The following is a 17266-nucleotide window of genomic DNA, read 5'->3' as shown; positions in this document are numbered from 1 at the left end:
CAATGCTCCTTTGCAGGTGATTTCTGTGGTGAAAAGGGCGGGGGTCACTCCCCCTCGCCCCGGGGCCGGGCCGAGCGCCGCAGCGCCTCGATGCAGTCTTGGTAGAGGGTGCGGTCCAGCTCCTCCCGCAGGCCGTAGAGGAGGCGGGCGGCCGCCTTTTCGCAGGCGTCCCGCGCCCGGCGCTCCAGCTCGGCCGCCGCCTCGGGCCCGGCGGCCAGCTTGGCGATGGGCCGCTCCAGCCGGGCGGCCGCGTCGTCGGCCACCAGGGCCGCCACCTCCCGCACGGCGGGGAGATGGGGGCGAAAGTCGCACCAGTCGCAAAACCCGTCCGCGGCGGCCTGCAAAATGGCCTCGGCCCGCGCCACCTCCTGGCGGTGGGCCTCCCCCTCGCCTCCCCCCTCCAGGTCGTCGATGTCGTAGAGGGTGACGCCGGGGAGAGCCCCCAGCCGGGAGGAGATGTCCCGCGGCACCGCCAGGTCGATGAGCACCCGCTCCACCCCGTCGGCGAGGACGGGGGCAGCCTCCTCGTAGCGGAGGGTGTGGTGGGGGCTGGCGGTGGCGCTGACGAGGGCGCGGCAGCGGGCCAGCCCCTGCAGCCGCTCGTCGTAGCGGATCACCCGGCAGCCCGCGGGGATCTTGACCTCCCCCGAGTGGTACTGCCGCACCGTCATCTCCACCCGACAGCCCAGGGAGACCAGGGTGGAGGCGGCCAGCCGGCCCATCTCCCCGTTGCCGATGACCAGGCAGGGAAGGCCCTTTAAATCGGCAAAGTGGCGGCAAATCAGGTCGGCCGCCCGGCTGGCGGAGGAGCTGTCCACCGCCGTCAGCCGCACCGAGGTCTTGACCTCTTTGGCGGCGGTGACGGCCGAGAGGAAGAGGCGGTCGAGCACCCCGTCGGCGCTGCCGCAGCTGCGGGCCAGGGCCAGGGCGCCCTTGACCTGGGCGATGATCTGGTCCTCCCCAAAGACCCGGGAGCGAAGCCCGCAGGCTAGGGCGAAGAGGTGGTCCACCGCCGCCCGCCCCCGTCGGACGACAAAGGGGATGTCCGCCGGGTCGGCCCCCTTGAGGGCGCCCAGCAGCGCGGCGGGGTCGAGGGACGCCCCTTCGGCGCAGGAGAGCCAGAGCTCGGTGCGGTTGCAGGTGGAGAGGAGGACCGCCCCCTCGAGCGCGGGATGTTCGGCCAGCCGGGCCAGGGCCTCGGCCGCCTCGGCCTTGGTGAAGGCAAAGCGCTCCCGCAGCTGCAGGGAGGCGCGGCGGTGGTCAATGCCCGCCATGGCGATATTCAAAAGCGCTCACCCCCAAAAGAAAGAAGCCCCGCGAGGGGCAGTGAAGATCTCTCTTTTCCCATTTTACGACAACCGCCCCAAAAGCACAAGGAAAAGAGGGGGGCGGCCAGGGGAAAATTTGGCGGCCCCGCCGCCCCCTTCTTTGGGCAAAAAGGAGAGCCGGCGGTTTCCCGCCGGCTCTGTCCAGTGGACAATACTTGCAAACGCCAAAAAATAAAGGTACACTGGACAAGAACTAGTCTGTCCCCGCCACCGGGTATTTATGCGAAAAATCGGGGAAAAACAAAATTGACAAGCCCCGGTGGGTGTGCTAGAATATGAATGTTATTTTGAGGTCTTGAGCGAGAAAAAATTCTATTCGGAGGGTTCGCCGTGAATACAATTCAAATCGTAGCGGGCGTGTTGCTGATCATCGCCTGCCTGGTAATCATCTTGATGGTGATGATGCAGGAGGCCACTTCCGGCATGTCCGGCGCCATCAGCGGCGGCGCGACGCAGTCCTACCTGGGGCGCTCCGGCGGACGGACCCCGGAAGCTCTGCTGGGGAAATGGACCAAGATTGCAGCGGTCGCCTTTTTTGTACTGACAATTTTAGTCGGCGTACTTGAAATATTTTTTAAGTAAGATGAGAAAAAGCACCCTGCCGGATGTGCAGGGTGCTTTATTTCGCAAAAAATTCGTCGGATATTGTGGATGAAAAGACAGTTGGGCCGGGACGGCCCCTGGGAAAAGGACAGGTGAACGACCATTAAACTGAAAGAAACGGTAGAGAAACAGCTGCGGGAATCCCGTCAGCCCTACATGAACATGAAGCTGCTGTGCACCCGGATGCCCAGCTTTCAGAAGTACCAGATCCGGGCCTGCCTCAACGAGCTGGAGAGGGAGGGCAAGGTCTACTTCTCCAAGGAGAGCGGCTACGCCCTCTGCTCCCGGCTGGGCATCGTCAGCGGCACGGTGGTCAAGGTGGCGGGCAAGTTCGGCTTTGCCCAGCTCGACGACGAGGAGGGCACCCAGGTCTTCATCCCCGGCCGCTTTTTGATGGGGGCCATGGCGGGGGAGAAGGTGCTGCTGAAGACCCGTCCCAGCCGCACCGGCCAGTCGCTGGAGGGCGAGGTGCTCCACGTCACCCCCGACCCCGACGGCGGCTATATCGGGGTGCTGCACCAGGCCGGCCAGAGCTGCTGGGTGGTGCTCGACTCGATGCCCAAGACCGATATCCAGGTGCGCCCCTCCAGCGTGGGGACCGCCAAGGACGGCGACAAGGTGATGGTCAAGCTGGCGGTGCGGGGCAAGAGCCACTTCAGCCACGTGGCCGAGGTGGTCACCGTCTTCGGCGACAGCAAAAAGGCCAAAAACTGCTGCGACGCCATCCTGGTGGAGAACAAGGTCAAGCTGGACTTTGACGAGGCCACCCTGCAGGAGGCCGCGGCCGTGGGCGAGCGGGGGGTGGACCCCGCCGACTTTGCCGGCAGAGAGGACCTGCGGGACTGGTGCATCTTCACCATCGACAGCAAGGAGACCAAGGACATCGACGACGCCATCTCCTTTCGCCAGGTGGAGGGCGGCTTTGAGCTGGGGGTGCACATCGCCGACGTGTCCCACTACGTGAAGCGGGGCAGCGCCCTGGACGCCGAGGCCTTTGAGCGGGGCACCTCGGTCTACTACGCCAACGCGGTGGTGCCCATGCTGCCGGTGGAGCTCTCCAACGGGGTCTGCTCCCTCAACCCCGACGAGGACCGGCTGGCCCTCTCCTGCATCTGCAAGATGGCCCCCTCCGGCGAGATCCTCGACTACCGCATCGCCAAGACGGTGATCCGCTCCTGCAAGAAGTGCGCCTACAGCGAGGTGAACGCCCTTCTGGACGGCACCGCCACCCCCGAGGTGGAGGCGGCCTACGCCCAGGTGAAGGAGACCCTTTTGCAGATGGGTGCCTTCGGCAAGGTGCTGGAGGCCCGCCGCTTTGGCCGGGGGGCCATGAACATCGAGAGCATGGAGGCCAAAATCGTCATCGACGAGAACGGCGACCCGGTGGACATCCTGGTGAGGGACCGGGGCGACTCGGAGAAGATGATCGAGGAGTTCATGCTCACCGCCAACGAGGCCGTGGCCCGCTTTGGCAGGGAGAAGCAGCTCCCCTTTGTCTACCGGGTGCACGAGGACCCCGACCCCGAGCGGTTGGAGGTGTTGCAGGGGATCGTCAAGGCCTTTGGCCACCCCTACCTGAAAATCAAGGCCGGGGCCCCCTCCAAGGTGTTGGCCGACGTGCTGGACGCCACCCGGGGCAAGCCCGAGCAGATCCTCATCCACAAGATGGTGCTGCGCTCCATGGCCAAGGCCAAGTACGCCGAGACCCCTCTGGGCCACTACAGCCTGTCGCTGCACGACTACACCCACTTCACCTCCCCCATCCGCCGCTATCCCGACCTCTCGATCCACCGCATCCTCACCGACTATCTGGATGGGGTGCCGGCCGAGGAGATCAAAAAGCGCTACGGCGAGTTTGTCAAGGAGGCGGCCCTTCAGTCCACCAACCGCGAAATCGGGGCCATGCTGGCCGAGCGCTCCTGTGACGACGCCTACAAGGCCCAGTACATGGAGCGGTTTGTGGGCCAGGAGCTGGACGGCACCATCTCCGGCGTGGCCAGCTACGGCTTTTATGTCCAGCTGCCCAACACTGCTGAGGGGCTGGTGCGGCTGGCGACCATCGAGAACACCGACTTTGAACTGTCGGAGGACGGCACCAAGCTGGTGGAGGAGCGCACCGGCCACACCCTGCGCATCGGCGACCCGGTCAGGGTCAAGGTGCGGGCGGTCAACGTCTCCCTGGGCCAGGTGGATTTTGACCTGGCAAAATAGGATTTTTTCCCCCTAAAACGCCTTTGCGAGGGCGGAGCTGCGGCTCCGCCCTCTTTTTGCGCCCGGGTGCGGGTTACTAAAACCTTCCCCCGCTGCATACAAATGGTAGCGACCGGGCAGACTACCACTACCGACAGCGAAGCGGAAGGGGGATTTCCCAGTGGAAGCGATCATCAAGGCGCGCGCGAGCGCGCGAGACTGGCTGCGCCGGGCCAAAGGCGAGGAGCAGCCCTCCGACCTGGAGCAGATATTGGGGGACATCGCCCGCACCAACGACGAGTTGGCGGCGGCGGTCAACCGGTTCAACTTTTCCTGTGACGACCTGCTCATCGACGCGGCTGCCTTTGAGATGCAGGCGCTGGAGAGCAGACTCGCCTTTCTCTACCGCAAGGCAAAGGAAAAGGGACTGCACATCGGGGCGCAGGGGTGAGCCCTGCCCCCGCCATAAAAGGGGATGGAAAACAGGATGGACAGCTATACCTGGGCCCTCATCGCGGTGGCGGTGGTGGCCGTGCTCTGCATGATCTGGGCCTTTTCGCGGGGGCGACACCCCTGTCCCACCGCCCTCTTTACCGGCCTGGCGGGCATCTGCGTTCTGCTGCTGCTCAACGTGCTCTCGCCCTTTATCGGGCCGACCCTCAAGCTCAACTTCTACACCTGCGGCGCCTCGGCGGTGCTGGGGGTGCCGGGGGTGGTGGGGATGCTCTTCTTGAAATTCCTCTTTGGGCTGTGAGGGTACATAGGGGCGGCCGCCGGGCCAAGTCCCCAGAGGGAGAAAAAAGGCATTTGGCCCAACCGGGCCGAATGCCTTTTTTTGCGGCGGTTTTCCAATCTGCCCCGCGCGGCGGGGAAGGGGGCGGCGATTTTGACCCCTGTTCCCTGCAGCGCGGAGACAAAAAGCAGGCGGGCGCTCCCGTTGGGGCGCCCGCCTGTTTTGATTGTTCGGTGCGATCTACTGCTCGTAAACGCCCGAGATCAGCCACTTGTCGCCGTGATCGACGACGGTCACCTTCAGGGTGGTGTCCACGTAGGGGGCAGCGGCGACGATCTCTTCCATCTTGTCAAACAGCTGGGGGGCCAGGGCGTCGGTCAGCTTCTGCTGCATGGCGGCCTCTCCCTCGTTCTGCATGACTTCCAGCAGTTCGTCCATGTGCTCCAGCGCGTAGGTCTGGCCCAGAAGGGCGAACTCCTCGGAGGCGGTGGAGAAGTCGATGCTGTCAAAGTCGAGCTGTTTGATGTTGACGACGGCATAGGCCTCGCCGTCTTTCTCCTCGGCGCTCACCAGGGTGTACTCTTTGATCACCTTGCCGACCACGTTTTTGAAGAAGTCTTTGGCCTCGGTCTGGAAGACCTCGCCCATCTCGTCGCCGCCGAAGGACTCGTCGAGGGTTTTCTCAAAGTCGACCAGCCCCATCTCGTCGGAATAGCCCTCTTCACAGGCCGCGCTCAACGCCTGCACATCCCCCGCCTGCATGGCGGTGAAGTAGCTGTCCACGGCGTTTTTGATGGCCTCTTTGTTGTTTTTCCCACAGCCGGTCATGGAGACGCAGAGCGCCAGGACCAGTGCGAGAGTTGCCAGTTTTTTTATATGATCCCTCTTTCCGAAGAAATATTGCTGCCATTATACCACAGGCGCCGAGCGCGCAGCGGGATGACCAGGCAGGGAGTAAACGCTGTTTATTCCCTGCCTGGCCATCCCAGGTATAATGGTCACTTGATGGACATTATACCACAGATACAAAAATTTGTGGACTATTTTAGCCAAAAAACAGAAGATCAAAAGAAAAAGCGAACAGATGACAGCATGGAAGGGGAAGGGCAGCGCCCGCCCGGCCGCCGGGGCAAAAAAAGAGGGCCGCGCAAAGCGGCCCTCTTCTGTGCAGGGGGAGAAGCCGGACCTACCGGGAGAGCTGGGTGATGACCCAGCGGTCGCCCTGTTTTTCGAGTTTCACCTCAAAGGTGTAGTCCACTGCCTTGATCTTGTCCACACTCTCGCCCATCTTTTGAAAAATCAGGGGGGCCATGCCGTCGTAGAGCTTTTTCTTCATGGCCGCCTCTCCCTGGCTCTGCATCACGGCAATCAGCTCGTACATGTGGTCCTCGGTGTACTGGTTGCCCAGCTCCCGCACCAGCCCGGTGTTGTCCATGGGGAGCTGGCCCAAGTCGAGCATCTTGACGGTGAGGGTGGCGACCGCATTCCCCTTTTCGATGGAGAGGCTGTCCAGCTTGTACTCCTTGACGAATTTGGCGATGGTGTCCTTGCCAAACTGCTCGGCCTCGCTTCGAAAGACGTCGCCGAATTGGTCGGTGGCAAATCCCTCCATCACCTCGCCGGAGAGGATCATGGTGGTGTGATCCGAGAGATCGTCGTCGCAAAAGGCCTTGGCCCCGCTCAAATCCCCCGCCTGAAAGGCGGCGAAATAGCCGTTGACCACCTCTTGAATGGCCTTTTCGTCCTTGTTGCCGCAGCCGGTGAGGGCCAGGCAGAGCACAAAGACCAGGGCGGTGCCGATCAACTTTTTCATCTTTCTTCTCCTTTCGCGGGCGATGGCCCAGGCGGGTCGACCGCCCTTTCAAAGCGCTCTGCCGGGGATGGGGCATCCCCCCTTTTTTTGCCGGCAGGCGGCTTTTTTACAGTTCCTGAATGCGATCGATGCGCCACTCGCCGTCGTTTCCCTTGAGGGTCAAAACGCAGGCGAAGTCGACGGGCTCGATCTCGTCGACCTGTTTGCAGAGGTCGTCGTAAATCAGGGGGGCGACAGCGTCGTAGAGCCGCCGGCCTATGGCGTCCTCCCCCTGGGAGCGCAGGATGGCGGCCAATTCGTACAGGTGGGTGTTGGTGTACTGGGTGATGATGGCCTCCGGCTCCAACTGCAGGGGCAACTGGTGAAAATCAATGGACTTGCCGCGCACCGTCACCCTGGCCGTTCGCTCTTTGGTGGGGGAGCCCCTCTCGATTTCAATGCTCTCGATGGCGTAGCTGGGGACAAATTTGCTCAGGGCGTGATGGAGAAACCGCTCTCCCTCCTGGCGGAAGGTGTCGCCCAGGTTCTCGCGGAGGAGGACGTGGATCAGGTCGTAGTAGTAGGCGACCTTGTCCTCGATGCGGAAGGTGCCGGAGTCGTAGCGCGAGGTGCAGTTCTCCTCCTTCGCCCTCTCCCACTCGCCCTCCTGCACGGCGGCAAAAAAGTTGTTGACGGTGGTCTCAATGGCCTGCTGGTCCCTCTTCCCGCACCCCGAAAGGGCGAGGCAGAGCAGGGCGGCCAACAAAATGCTTCCCCATTTTTTCATATTACTTCCCCCTTTTGCAAACGGCCTTTTTCGGCGGGCCGCTCTGCGCCTCCATCTCGTTGGGCCGAGCGCGGCCGACCAGCCGCCTTCCATCAGCCTGTTTTGAGGGCATCTCCATCTCAAAGTGCCTGGCCACCGAGGCGCGCATCTTCCCAAAGAGAAGGTCGTAGGCCCCCTCGGAGACGGTTCCCTTCACCGCCTCTTTCCCAAATCTGCAGGGCCATCAGCAGCTCGCGGAGGGGCCCGTTGACGTACCGGGTGCCCAAGGCCTCGCCATACACGGGGAAGGAGTGATTGAGCAGGTCGACTTTCTTCCCCGTAAAGGCGATGGTGACCAGGCCCTTTTTCCCTCTGGCGCTCACCAGGCTGTACTGGCGGCTGGCGTGTGCGGCCGGGTGCCCGGCGAATGCCTGCCCCGCGCCCCAAACCCGCTGCCCGGCGAGGTGGCGCCAGATCCCGCCTTCATGTCTTCATGACAGCGCAGGAAAAGCGGATTTTGCACCCGTCGGCGAAGTCATCGGTGCACAGCTTGTCCAGCCCCTCCCAATCGCCTTGCCTGCAGGGTGGCAAAGCAGCCGTCGCCCTTTAATTGCCTCTTTGTGGTTGCCCCCACAGCCGGTGAGGGACAGCGTCAAGGCGAGGAGCAGCGCCGGCGTCCCGCCGAACCTCTTCTTCGCACTGCCCCTCCTCCCGAATGGATGAGCTGCCCACATCGACTGATTTCGACAAAACCTTTTTACCATTATAGCATAAAAAACAAAACGGTGAAGAGTTTGTGAAACATTCTATGACAGTGTAGAAAAGTGGAGACTAAAATTATGCAAGAGCACAGGGGGGAGAGGGGGTCGCCTTGCGGCGGGCCAAGCGGACCTGTGCGATCCCACGAAAAATATGGGAGAAGGGGCTTTTCGGTGGAGCTGCGGAAGCGGCTGTCGTCGCTGGAAAAGAGGCTTTTTGCGTGGGCCGATCCCTCCCACCGTGAGGGCCGACGTCGGGCGCAGTACAGCGATTTTCGGGGGGGCGGCGGGGATGTCCCAACAAGGCGGCGGTGTCTCCGCTTGTTTTCGGGGCGGACAGGGAGATTATCGGCAACTGTGCGGCCGAGCCTCTCTGCCCGCCCTGCCACCGGGCCCGCTGTTTTGCCCGCCCGGGCGGCAGGCGGCCGCCCCGGCGGAAGGGGAGAGGCCCGGGCAGACGCGCCACCGTCGGGTGACGCCCTTTGCCGGCGAGGGGGAGCGGGCGGAGGGCTGAGGGTGGAGAGCGGAGGGAAAACGGGAAAATGGCCGCAAAAAAGAGAGGGGCGCCAGACCGGCGCCCCTCTCTCGGGCAGATCGCTCTATTTTCCCAGCTTGTCCTTGCCGCCCATATACATCCGCAGCGGCTGGGGGATGGCCACGGTGCCGTCTGCCTGGAGGTTGTTCTCCAGGTAGGCGATGAGCATCCGCGGCGGGGCCACCACCGTGTTGTTGAGGGTGTGGGGGAAGTAGTTTTTCCCGTCGGCCCCCTTGACGCGGACGCCCAGCCGCCGGGCCTGGGCGTCGCCCAGGTTGGAGCAGCTGCCCACCTCGAAATACTTTTTCTGGCGGGGGGACCAGGCCTCCACGTCCAGGCTCTTGACCTTCAGGTCGGCCAGGTCGCCCGAGCAGCACTCCAGGGTGCGCACCGGGATGTCCAGGCTGCGGAAGAAGTCGACGGTGTTCTGCCACAGCTTGTCGTACCACATCATGCTGTCCTCGGGCTTGCAGACCACCACCATCTCCTGTTTTTCAAACTGGTGGATGCGGTAGACCCCCCGCTCCTCAATGCCGTGGGCGCCCACCTCTTTGCGGAAACAGGGGGAGTAGCTGGTGAGGGCCTGGGGCAGCTCGGCCTCGGGGAGGATGGTGTCGATGAACTTGCCGATCATCGAGTGCTCGCTGGTGCCGATGAGGTAGAGGTCCTCCCCCTCGATCTTGTACATCATGTTCTCCATCTCGGCAAAGCTCATCACCCCGGTGACCACGTTGCTGCGGATCATGAAGGGGGGCACATAGTAGGTGAAGCCCCGGTCGATCATAAAGTCCCGGGCGTAGGAGAGGATGGCCGAGTGCAGCCGGGCGATGTCCCCCTTGAGGTAGTAAAAGCCGTTGCCGCTGGTGCGCCGGGCGCTGTCCAGGTCGATGCCGTCGAGCCCCTCCATGATGTCCACGTGATAGGGCACCTCAAAGTCGGGCACCACCGGCTCGCCGAAGCGCTCGATCTCCACGTTCTCGCTGTCGTCTTTGCCGATGGGGACCGAGTCGTCGATCAGGTTGGGGATGACCAGCATCCGCTCGCGGATCTGCTGGGTCAGCTCCTCCTCTTTGGCCTTGAGCTCGCTCAGCTCCCCGGCGATGGCGGCCACCTTGGCCTTGGTCTTCTCGGCCTCTTCCTTGAGCCCCTTGCCCATCAGGGCGCCGATCTCCTTGCTGATGGAGTTGCGCTGGCTGCGCAGCAGGTCCCCCCGGGACTTGGCCTCGCGGAACTCCCGGTCCAGCTTTACCACCTCGTCTACCAGGACCAGCTTTTCCTCCTGAAATTTTTTCTTGATGTTCTCCTTGACCCGCTCGGGGTCCTGCCGCAGCAGATTGATGTCCAGCATCGCTTCTCTCTCCTCTTCTCTCAAAGCTGTGGGGCAACAAAAAAGCCCCTCGTCCCCAGCCGCCCTCTCGGCGCTGTTGGGACGAAAGGCGTTCCTTCCGCGTTGCCACCCAAATTGCTCGCCCCCACAGGGGGGCGGCCTCTCGACAGTGCGGTAAAGGGCACCGGCCTTCGGCTCGTCGCCGACAGCTCGGGGGTGGAAAGGCCCGTCCCTCCCGCCGGTTTGCACCAACCACCGGCTCTCTGGGCGGATTCGCGGACCGCAGTTCCCGTCGTCGCTGTGAAATGTGATTTTCTTGCCTTCAGTATACCCCATTTTCCCCCGCCGCGCAACCAAAATGCAAAAAAGTCCGCCCGTTTGAGGGGCGGCCGCATTTTGCAAAAACACAGAAATTCTCAATAAATATCCGCCCCCTTTTCTGGTACAATGGGAAAAACGGGAGAAGAGGGGGATGCGCAGATGGGCGAGACGGTGTTGGTGGTGGACGACGAGCGGGAAATCGCCGACCTCATCGAGGTGTACTTGAAAAACGAGGGCTTTGCAGTGCGGACCTTTTACCGGGCCAAAGACGCCCTGGCCTGCATCGCCGAGGAGAAGATCGACCTGGCGGTGCTGGACGTGATGCTCCCCGACGGGGACGGCTTTGCCCTCTGCCGCCAAATCAGGGAGGAGCACACCTTTCCCATCCTCCTGCTGACGGCCAAGGGGGAGGAGACCGACAAGATCACCGGCTTTGCCCTGGGGGCCGACGACTACGTCACCAAGCCCTTTCGCCCGCTGGAACTGGTGGCCCGCGTCAAGGCGCAGCTGCGGCGCTACACCCGCTACAACCCCGCCGCCGCCCGCCCCGACGGGCTGCTGGTGCGGGGCGGGCTGACCGTCGACCCCGGCACCCACGAGTGCACCCTCGACGGGAAGCCCCTGGTGCTCACCCCCACCGAGTTTGCCATCCTGCAGATCCTCTGCGAGGAGCGGGGGCGGGTGGTCAGTTCAGAGCAGCTCTTCGCCCAGATTTGGGGCGAGGCCTATTTCACCAAGAACAACAACACCATCGCCACCCACATCCGCCACCTGCGCGAGAAGATGGGCGACTCGGTGGAGCGGCCGAAATACATCAAGACGGTGTGGGGAGTGGGGTATAAAATTGAGGGGTAACGGCTGGCGGCAAAAGCCCTATCGGCAGATGATGCGCAAGGTGTTCGGGCGGGTGCTGGGCATTGCCCTGCTGGCGGTGGTGACGGTGGTGGTGCTGCGCTCGGCCGGGCGGGGGAAGATCGGCAACTGGATCGCCGGGCTCATCAGCACCTACCTGGGGGTCAGCTGGGAGACCGCCGCCCGGCTCTACTTCAACCATGTGCGCCAGTACCTGGACATCTTTTTGGGGGTGGCCATCGTCGCCTTCTTCCTCCTCTTCTTCTGGGCGCTGTTGAGCTGGTTCACCGGCTACTTTGACGAGATCATCGCGGGGGTGGACTGGCTGGCCGGCGGGAAGGGGGAAAACCTGGTCCTCCCGCCCGAATTGGACTTTATGGCCGAGAAGCTGGGGGCGGTCAAGGACGAGTTGGAGCGCAGCGCCGCCGCCGAGCGGGAGGCCGAGCGCCGCAAAAACGACCTGGTGCTCTACCTGGCCCACGACATCAAGACCCCCCTCACCTCGGTCATCGGCTATTTGAGCTTGCTGGACGAGGCGCCGGATATGCCCCCCCAGCAGCGGGAGAAGTACATCCGCATCGCCCTGGAAAAGGCCGGCCGCCTGGAGGGGCTGGTGGGGGAGTTTTTCGAGATCACCCGGGATCTGCTGCAACAGGAGGCCCTTTCCCGCCAGCCGGTGGACCTCTGCTGCATGCTGGTACAGGTGGCCGACGAGGCCTACCCCCAGCTGGCCGCCGGGGGACGGCAGGCGAGGCTGCACCTCCCCCCCTCGCTCTGCGCCTGGGTCGACCCGGACAAGATGGCCCGGGTCTTTCAAAACCTCCTCAAAAACGCCGTCGCCTACGGCGCGCCGGGGAGCGATATCCACATCTTCGGCAATCGGACAGGGGAGAGGGTCTCTGTCTGCTTTGAGAATGCCGGCGACATTCCCCAGGAAAAGCTGGAGGCGATCTTTGAGAAGTTTTACCGGCTCGACGCCTCCCGGCAGACGGCCACCGGCGGCGCAGGGCTGGGGCTGGCCATCGCCCGGGACATCGTGCAGCGCCACGGGGGGGATATCCGGGCCGAGAGCGGGGGCGGGCGCATCGCCTTCACCGTCGACCTGCCGGTGGGAGCCGGTGGAGGGCCATCAGGACCGGCGAGATAGAGAGAGGAGCGGGCGGTTGCCGAACGGGGCAGCCGCCCGCTCTCTTTGCCGCCCGGCTTTTTTGGCCGGTCTCGCTTCCGCGCCGTCTGCTCACGGGGTTTCCCGCGCCATCCCCCCTCAGCAGCGCTCCTGTTGCCCTTCCCGTGCCGCCTCTCCCGGTTCTCCTCCCGCGGTTTTCCCGCGCTGTCGCTCTCACCCCCCGCTTGCCGATTTTTCTGCACGGCCCCTCCCGGCGCCGCTCCGTCAGCTTTCCGGCGCCGCCGCTCTCGAGCGCCCTCCCATTGGTTTCCCCATGCCGCATTCCCCGCCCCCCTTCTTGCCAGTTTCCCTGCGCGGCAGCTCCCAGTCGCCCTTCCGCCAATTCCCCTGTGCCCTCCCGTCTCCCAGACATCCTCTCATTGCTTTCCCTGCGCTGCGGCGCGGGGTATGCTCTCGCCATTTTTCCCGTGCGATCGCATTGGGCAACCCCCCTGCTGCTTTTTTGTACCGCCGTTTCCGCCCGCCCTACAAGGTTTCTTGCACCACCCCTCCCGGTTGCTCCCTTGCCGGTTTCCCTGTACCATGGCCACTGGCTTCCCTTCCGCCGATTTCCCCATACTGTGGACATCGGCCTCCTTCTTGCCGGTTTCTCTGCGCTGGAACGCTCGGCCCCCCTGCCCCCTCCACCTCCCCCTGCCGCTGTGACCGCCTATCTCTGGACCGTTTTTGTAGCCCCTTCCGTCAAGTCTTGAGAAAGCCTCCATCAATTCCCCACGTTTTCTCCACCTCCCCTCAAAACACCGCTCCGCCGCCCGCGCTAGAATGGGTCTTGTCAAAGAGAAACGGGCCCGCCTGGGCCGGAGAGGAGCAGCCGAGAGATGGACGAGAGAGAAAAAGAGCAGTCGAGAGACGGGGAAAAGGGGGTACAGCGCCCCGCCTCGGTGGCGGGGACCGTCATCAACCCCGACAAGGAGGAGGAGATCACCTGGCAGGGGATGCGCTACCGGCGGCTGTGCATCCGCACCCCAGTCATCACCGCGGGGGACGACATCGTCCAGGTGGCGGGCCGGTACGCCGGGCCGCTGCTCGAGAAGGGGGACATCCTCTTTGTCACCGAGAAGGCGGTGGCCTGCACCCAGCGGCGGGCCATCCCCCTGGAGGAGATCCACCCCCGCCCTCTGGCCCGCTTTTTGAGCCGGTTTGTCCGCCGCACCCCCTACGGCATCGGCCTGGCCATGCCCGAGACCATGGAGTGCGCCCTGCGGGAGTGCGGCACCCTCCACATCCTGCTGGCGGCGGCGGTCTCGGCGGTGGGGAAACTGCTGGGGGAGCGGGGCTGGTTTTACCGGGTGGCGGGGTATCGGGCGGCCAGCATCGACGGGCCCTGCCCCAACACCCTGCCCCCCTACAACCGCTATGTGGTGCTGGGCCCCCTCCGCCCCGACGGGGTGGCCGAAGAGCTGGCCCAGGCCCTGGGCTGTGCGGTGGCGGTGGTGGACCTCAACGACCTGGGGGGCGAGATCCTCGGGGTCTCCGACCGGCGGATGGACCGGGCGCACCTGTGCAACCTATTGCGGGACAACCCCCTGGGCCAGTGCAGCGAGCAGACCCCCATGGGGATCCTCCGCCGGGGGTAGCAGGGCAGGGTCCGGTGTGTTATGGTGGAAAAAACAGAGGGGGGTGGTGCGCCGCGGTCACAGAGGAGCCGACAAAAGAGAGGACCGCGCAGTGGCGGGCCCTTTGGGAGGGGGACCGCGACCGGCTGCGGCCGGACCGGGTCTCGGGGCGGGCGCTGCTTGGCTATCTGCAGGGCAGGTACGAGCTGACTGAAATGTTCGACGGGTGGGCCGCCGACTGCGTGGCCGGCAGCGTTTTGGAAAATGCCTGCTACTGCGAAAAGCTGCCGGCGGGCGCCCGCCCTGCCGCGCGGACCTTTTACCTGGAAAACAGCGGGGCGGGAAAGACCCTGTGCGGGGAGGGCGGCGACTCGGTCCCCGGCTTTTTCACGGTGGAGGGGAGCACCCTGCTCTGGGATGAGCTCTGCGCCGCCCGGGGGCTGGATGAAGAGGACCTCCAGAACTTCGCCTCTGTCGCCCAGTTGGTCGCCGTGAGGGAGCGGCCGGGCCGCCCGGTCGGGTGAGACTGCCCGCGCCTTTTCCCCACCTTCCCTTTGTGCTATAATGGCGGGGAATCGTGAAAAAGGGGAGGGCGCTTGAGATGGCGAGACAGCTGCAGAGCGAGGCCCTGCGGTGCGAGTGGCACCGGGGCAAAGAGGGGGCAGAGGACGGATTTGCCCTGCGGATGGAGGTCTTTACCTACGAACAGGACTTTCCCGCCGAGATCGAGGTGGACGAGGTGGACGACACTGCATACCACCTGATCGTCCGCCGGGGCGGCGAGGCGGTGGCCGTCTGCCGCCTCTTTCCCGGAGAGGAGCCGGGGCAGTACATCGTCGGCCGGGTCTGCGTTAAGAAGAACTGCCGGGGCCAAAAGCTGGGCCTCTTGCTGATGGAGGAGACCGAGGGCAAGGCCCGCGAACTGGGGGCCCGCTCGCTGCTGCTGCACGCCCAGGTGCAGGCGGCGGGCTTTTACGAGGCGGCGGGCTACACCTCCCAGGGCAAGGCCTTTACCGAGGACGGCTGGCCCCATGTGAGCATGCTCAAAGAGCTGTGAGAGAGAAGAGAGAGCGGGCGCTGGTGAAGCGCCCGCTTTTTTTGCCAGAAGGCGAAAAACGGCGAACGATTTCAAAAATGGACGCGCGGGAGAGCTATTTCCAATATTTAATACTTTGACTTTTCCTGACTTATGGGTATACTGATTCTATAAGGTCAGATAAAGTCAGCTCCTATTGCATAGAGATAGAGACGAGGCCCAGAAAGGGGAAGGGGAACGATGAAAATCAGCGACTTGATTACCCAGCGCATCCTCCAGCTGATGGAGGAGCAGGACGGCATTGCCGAGATCCAGCGCAACGAGTTTGCCGGGGAGATCGGCTGTGTGCCCAGCCAAATCAACTACGTCCTCACCTCCCGCTTTACGCCGGAGCAGGGCTACACCATCGAGAGCCGCCGGGGGGGCGGGGGGTACATCCGCATCACCCGCATCACCGTGGGGCCGCAGAACTTCATCATGCACGTGGTCAACTCCATCGGCGAGGCGCTGGACGAGAACACTGCCCGCATCCTCTTAAAAAATCTGGCCCAGCGGGAGATCTTGAGCGAGGACACCGCCCGGCTGATGCTCTCGGCGGTGTCCGACAAGACCCTGCGCCCCTGCCCCCCCGACTGTCGCGACCGGGTGCGGGCGGCCCTGTTTAAAAATATGCTGCTCAACGCGTGAGGAGGAAGCGATATGCTCTGTGACATCTGCAAGAAAAACCAGGCCCAGATCAGCTACCGCCAGGTGGCGGGCGGGCAGGAGACCATTTTGCACCTCTGCCCCAGCTGCATGGCCAACATGGGACTTTTGGGCGGCGGCATCCTCGCCGGGGCCCTCTTCGGGGAGGGGCACACCCCCCAGGTGCAGCGGCGCTGCCCGGGCTGCGGCAGCACCTTTGAGCAGATCGCCGAGAAGGGGAAGTTGGGCTGCGCCCAGTGCTACGACTTCTTCGGCGAGGACGTGGCGCGGATGGTGGGCAAAATCCACGGCAACCTGACCCACCAGGGAAAGATCCCCCACTCGGCCCACCTGGCCCCGCGGCAGGATCGGTCGGCCGAGCTGGCCGCCCTCAAGGAGGAGATGCAGGCGGCCGTCGAGAGCCAGAACTTTGAGCGGGCGGCCGTGCTGCGCGACCAGATCCGCGCCCTGGAACAGCCCGAGTGCGCGAGAGGGGAGGGGGAGCAGTGATGGGCGAGAAGTGGTACTTTCAGTCGGGCCCCGAGGGGGACGTGGTGATTTCCAGCCGCATCCGCCTGGCCCGCAACGTGGGCGATCTGCCCTTCCCCGATTTGATGAGCGCCCGACAGCGGGCCGCCTTCATCCAGCGGGTGCAGGCGGCGGTGGAAAACGCCGCCTTTGGCGAGGGGCTGCAGCTGCGCTATGTGGACGTGGGCGCCCTTGACCAGAGCCACCGCATGGCCCTGGTCGAGCGCCATCTCATCAGTTTGGAGATGGCCAAGGCCGGGGGCGGCCTCCTCCTCTCGGACGACGAGACGGTCTCGGTGATGCTCTGCGAGGAGGACCACCTGCGCATCCAGATCATGGGGGCCGGCCTCTGCTGCGAAGAGTGCTGGCAGCTGGCCGACCGGCTCGACGACCTGCTGGACGAGGGGCTGCACTTTGCCTTTGACGAGCGGTGGGGCTACCTGACCCACTGCCCCACCAACCTGGGCACCGGGATGCGGGCCTCGGTGATGGTCCACCTGCCGGCGCTGGAGCGCTCGGGATACCTGCGCAGCCTGATTAACAGCGCCTACAAATTGGGCATAACTATTCGGGGCACCTACGGCGAGGGCACCTCGGCCGAGGGCAGCTTCTACCAGATCTCCAACCAGTTGAGCCTGGGCCTCTCGGAAAAGCAGGTGCGGGACAATCTGGCCGCGGTGGTGCGGCAGTTGGCCGCCGAGGAGCGCCGCCAGCGCGCCCAGTTCTGCGCCGAGGACCCCCTGGCCTTTGAGGACCGGGTCTATCGCGCCCTGGGGGTGCTGGAAAACGCCCGGCTCCTCTCCCACCGGGAGGTCATCGACTGCGTCTCCCAGCTGCGGCTGGGGATCGCCGGGCAGGTGGTGGAAAAGCTGGACTTCTTCACCGCCGCCCGCCTGCTGGGGGAGACCGGGGCCAATTCCATCGCCGCGGCCCACCCCGAGGCCCAGTCGGCCCGGGAGCGCGACCGCATCCGCGCCCAGATCGTGCGGGACATCCTGGGCCGGGAGCGGCGGGCCCGAGAAGACCGGCCCCCGGCAGAGGGCCGGGAAAACCAGTGACAGAGGGCGGCAG

General features: G+C 64.2%; 18 protein-coding genes. 12 read left to right on the top strand and 6 right to left on the bottom strand.

The annotated features are described in order from the left end of the window. Positions 1 to 44 precede the first annotated feature (44 nt). On the bottom strand, positions 45 to 1286 hold the full coding sequence (hemA, locus tag ACTNAU_RS10580; RefSeq protein WP_441098394.1) for a glutamyl-tRNA reductase: 1242 nt from the start codon (positions 1284 to 1286) through the stop codon (positions 45 to 47). A 372-nt stretch (positions 1287 to 1658) separates the two neighbouring features. Between hemA and secG the strand changes: the two genes are divergently transcribed. From secG to ACTNAU_RS10560, 4 genes are all read left to right on the top strand, one after another. After that, a complete protein-coding gene (gene secG, locus ACTNAU_RS10575; RefSeq protein ID WP_207721336.1) occupies positions 1659 to 1910 on the top strand; it encodes a preprotein translocase subunit SecG in 252 nt (83 codons plus the stop codon). Between the two features lie 123 nt (positions 1911 to 2033). After that, positions 2034 to 4142: a ribonuclease R gene (gene rnr, locus ACTNAU_RS10570; protein ID WP_441098403.1), complete on the top strand. Its 2109-nt coding sequence runs from the start codon at positions 2034 to 2036 to the stop codon at positions 4140 to 4142. Between the two features lie 160 nt (positions 4143 to 4302). After that, positions 4303 to 4572 carry a DUF2508 family protein gene (locus tag ACTNAU_RS10565; RefSeq protein WP_021659759.1) on the top strand — a complete coding sequence of 90 codons (270 nt, stop codon included), beginning with the start codon at positions 4303 to 4305 and terminating at the stop codon, positions 4570 to 4572. A 36-nt stretch (positions 4573 to 4608) separates the two neighbouring features. Then, positions 4609 to 4875, top strand: coding sequence for a pro-sigmaK processing inhibitor BofA family protein (locus tag ACTNAU_RS10560; RefSeq protein WP_161213615.1), 267 nt, complete (start codon positions 4609 to 4611; stop codon positions 4873 to 4875). Between the two features lie 219 nt (positions 4876 to 5094). On the opposite strand, the gene ACTNAU_RS10555 is transcribed toward ACTNAU_RS10560, so the two are convergent. The 5 genes from ACTNAU_RS10555 to serS form a co-directional block, all read right to left on the bottom strand. Next, entirely contained in the window at positions 5095 to 5682 is a 588-nt protein-coding gene (locus ACTNAU_RS10555) for a hypothetical protein (protein ID WP_441098393.1), read from the bottom strand. A gap of 358 nt (positions 5683 to 6040) precedes the next feature. Next, positions 6041 to 6667, bottom strand: a complete 627-nt coding sequence (locus ACTNAU_RS10550) for a hypothetical protein (RefSeq protein ID WP_441098392.1) — start codon at positions 6665 to 6667, stop codon at positions 6041 to 6043. 106 nt (positions 6668 to 6773) lie between these two features. After that, positions 6774 to 7433, bottom strand: coding sequence for a hypothetical protein (locus tag ACTNAU_RS10545; RefSeq protein WP_441098391.1), 660 nt, complete (start codon positions 7431 to 7433; stop codon positions 6774 to 6776). Between the two features lies 1 nt (position 7434). After that, positions 7435 to 7629, bottom strand: a complete 195-nt coding sequence (locus ACTNAU_RS10540; RefSeq protein WP_441098390.1) for a hypothetical protein — start codon at positions 7627 to 7629, stop codon at positions 7435 to 7437. A gap of 1140 nt (positions 7630 to 8769) precedes the next feature. Next, positions 8770 to 10053 carry a serine--tRNA ligase gene (gene serS, locus ACTNAU_RS10535; protein ID WP_441098389.1) on the bottom strand — a complete coding sequence of 428 codons (1284 nt, stop codon included), beginning with the start codon at positions 10051 to 10053 and terminating at the stop codon, positions 8770 to 8772. 459 nt (positions 10054 to 10512) lie between these two features. Here serS and vanR point away from each other — a divergent pair, with 459 nt between their 5' ends. The 8 genes from vanR (at position 10513) to ACTNAU_RS10495 (ending at position 17253) form a co-directional block, all read left to right on the top strand. Next, complete coding sequence (vanR, locus tag ACTNAU_RS10530; RefSeq protein ID WP_441098402.1) at positions 10513 to 11208, top strand: VanR-ABDEGLN family response regulator transcription factor; 696 nt, start codon at positions 10513 to 10515, stop codon at positions 11206 to 11208. Continuing rightward, on the top strand, positions 11198 to 12352 hold the full coding sequence (locus ACTNAU_RS10525; RefSeq protein WP_441098388.1) for a sensor histidine kinase: 1155 nt from the start codon (positions 11198 to 11200) through the stop codon (positions 12350 to 12352). The genes vanR and ACTNAU_RS10525 overlap by 11 nt, the downstream gene beginning before the upstream one ends. An 857-nt stretch (positions 12353 to 13209) precedes the next feature. Beyond that, positions 13210 to 13968 (top strand): coenzyme F420-0:L-glutamate ligase, encoded by a 759-nt coding sequence (locus ACTNAU_RS10520; protein ID WP_441098387.1) that lies wholly within the window; start codon positions 13210 to 13212, stop codon positions 13966 to 13968. 14 nt (positions 13969 to 13982) lie between these two features. Further along, complete coding sequence (locus ACTNAU_RS10515; protein WP_441098386.1) at positions 13983 to 14471, top strand: hypothetical protein; 489 nt, start codon at positions 13983 to 13985, stop codon at positions 14469 to 14471. Positions 14472 to 14548: 77 nt separating this feature from the next. Continuing rightward, on the top strand, positions 14549 to 15004 hold the full coding sequence (locus tag ACTNAU_RS10510; RefSeq protein WP_216402253.1) for a GNAT family N-acetyltransferase: 456 nt from the start codon (positions 14549 to 14551) through the stop codon (positions 15002 to 15004). Positions 15005 to 15223: 219 nt separating this feature from the next. Further along, entirely contained in the window at positions 15224 to 15670 is a 447-nt protein-coding gene (locus tag ACTNAU_RS10505) for a CtsR family transcriptional regulator (protein WP_021658814.1), read from the top strand. Positions 15671 to 15682: 12 nt separating this feature from the next. Continuing rightward, entirely contained in the window at positions 15683 to 16177 is a 495-nt protein-coding gene (locus ACTNAU_RS10500) for a UvrB/UvrC motif-containing protein (protein ID WP_185916410.1), read from the top strand. Further along, the gene (locus tag ACTNAU_RS10495; RefSeq protein WP_216402251.1) at positions 16177 to 17253 is read left to right on the top strand and encodes an ATP--guanido phosphotransferase; all 1077 of its coding nucleotides are present in this window, start codon (positions 16177 to 16179) and stop codon (positions 17251 to 17253) included. The genes ACTNAU_RS10500 and ACTNAU_RS10495 overlap by 1 nt, the downstream gene beginning before the upstream one ends. Positions 17254 to 17266 lie beyond the last annotated feature (13 nt).

The sequence above is a fragment of the Bittarella sp. HCP28S3_D9 genome, assembly GCF_052065655.1.
In the GTDB taxonomy this organism is placed as follows: Bacteria; Bacillota; Clostridia; order Oscillospirales; family Ruminococcaceae; genus Bittarella; species Bittarella massiliensis.
Note: the sequence above shows the minus strand (reverse complement) of the source record. Positions and strands in the feature narration are given on the sequence as shown.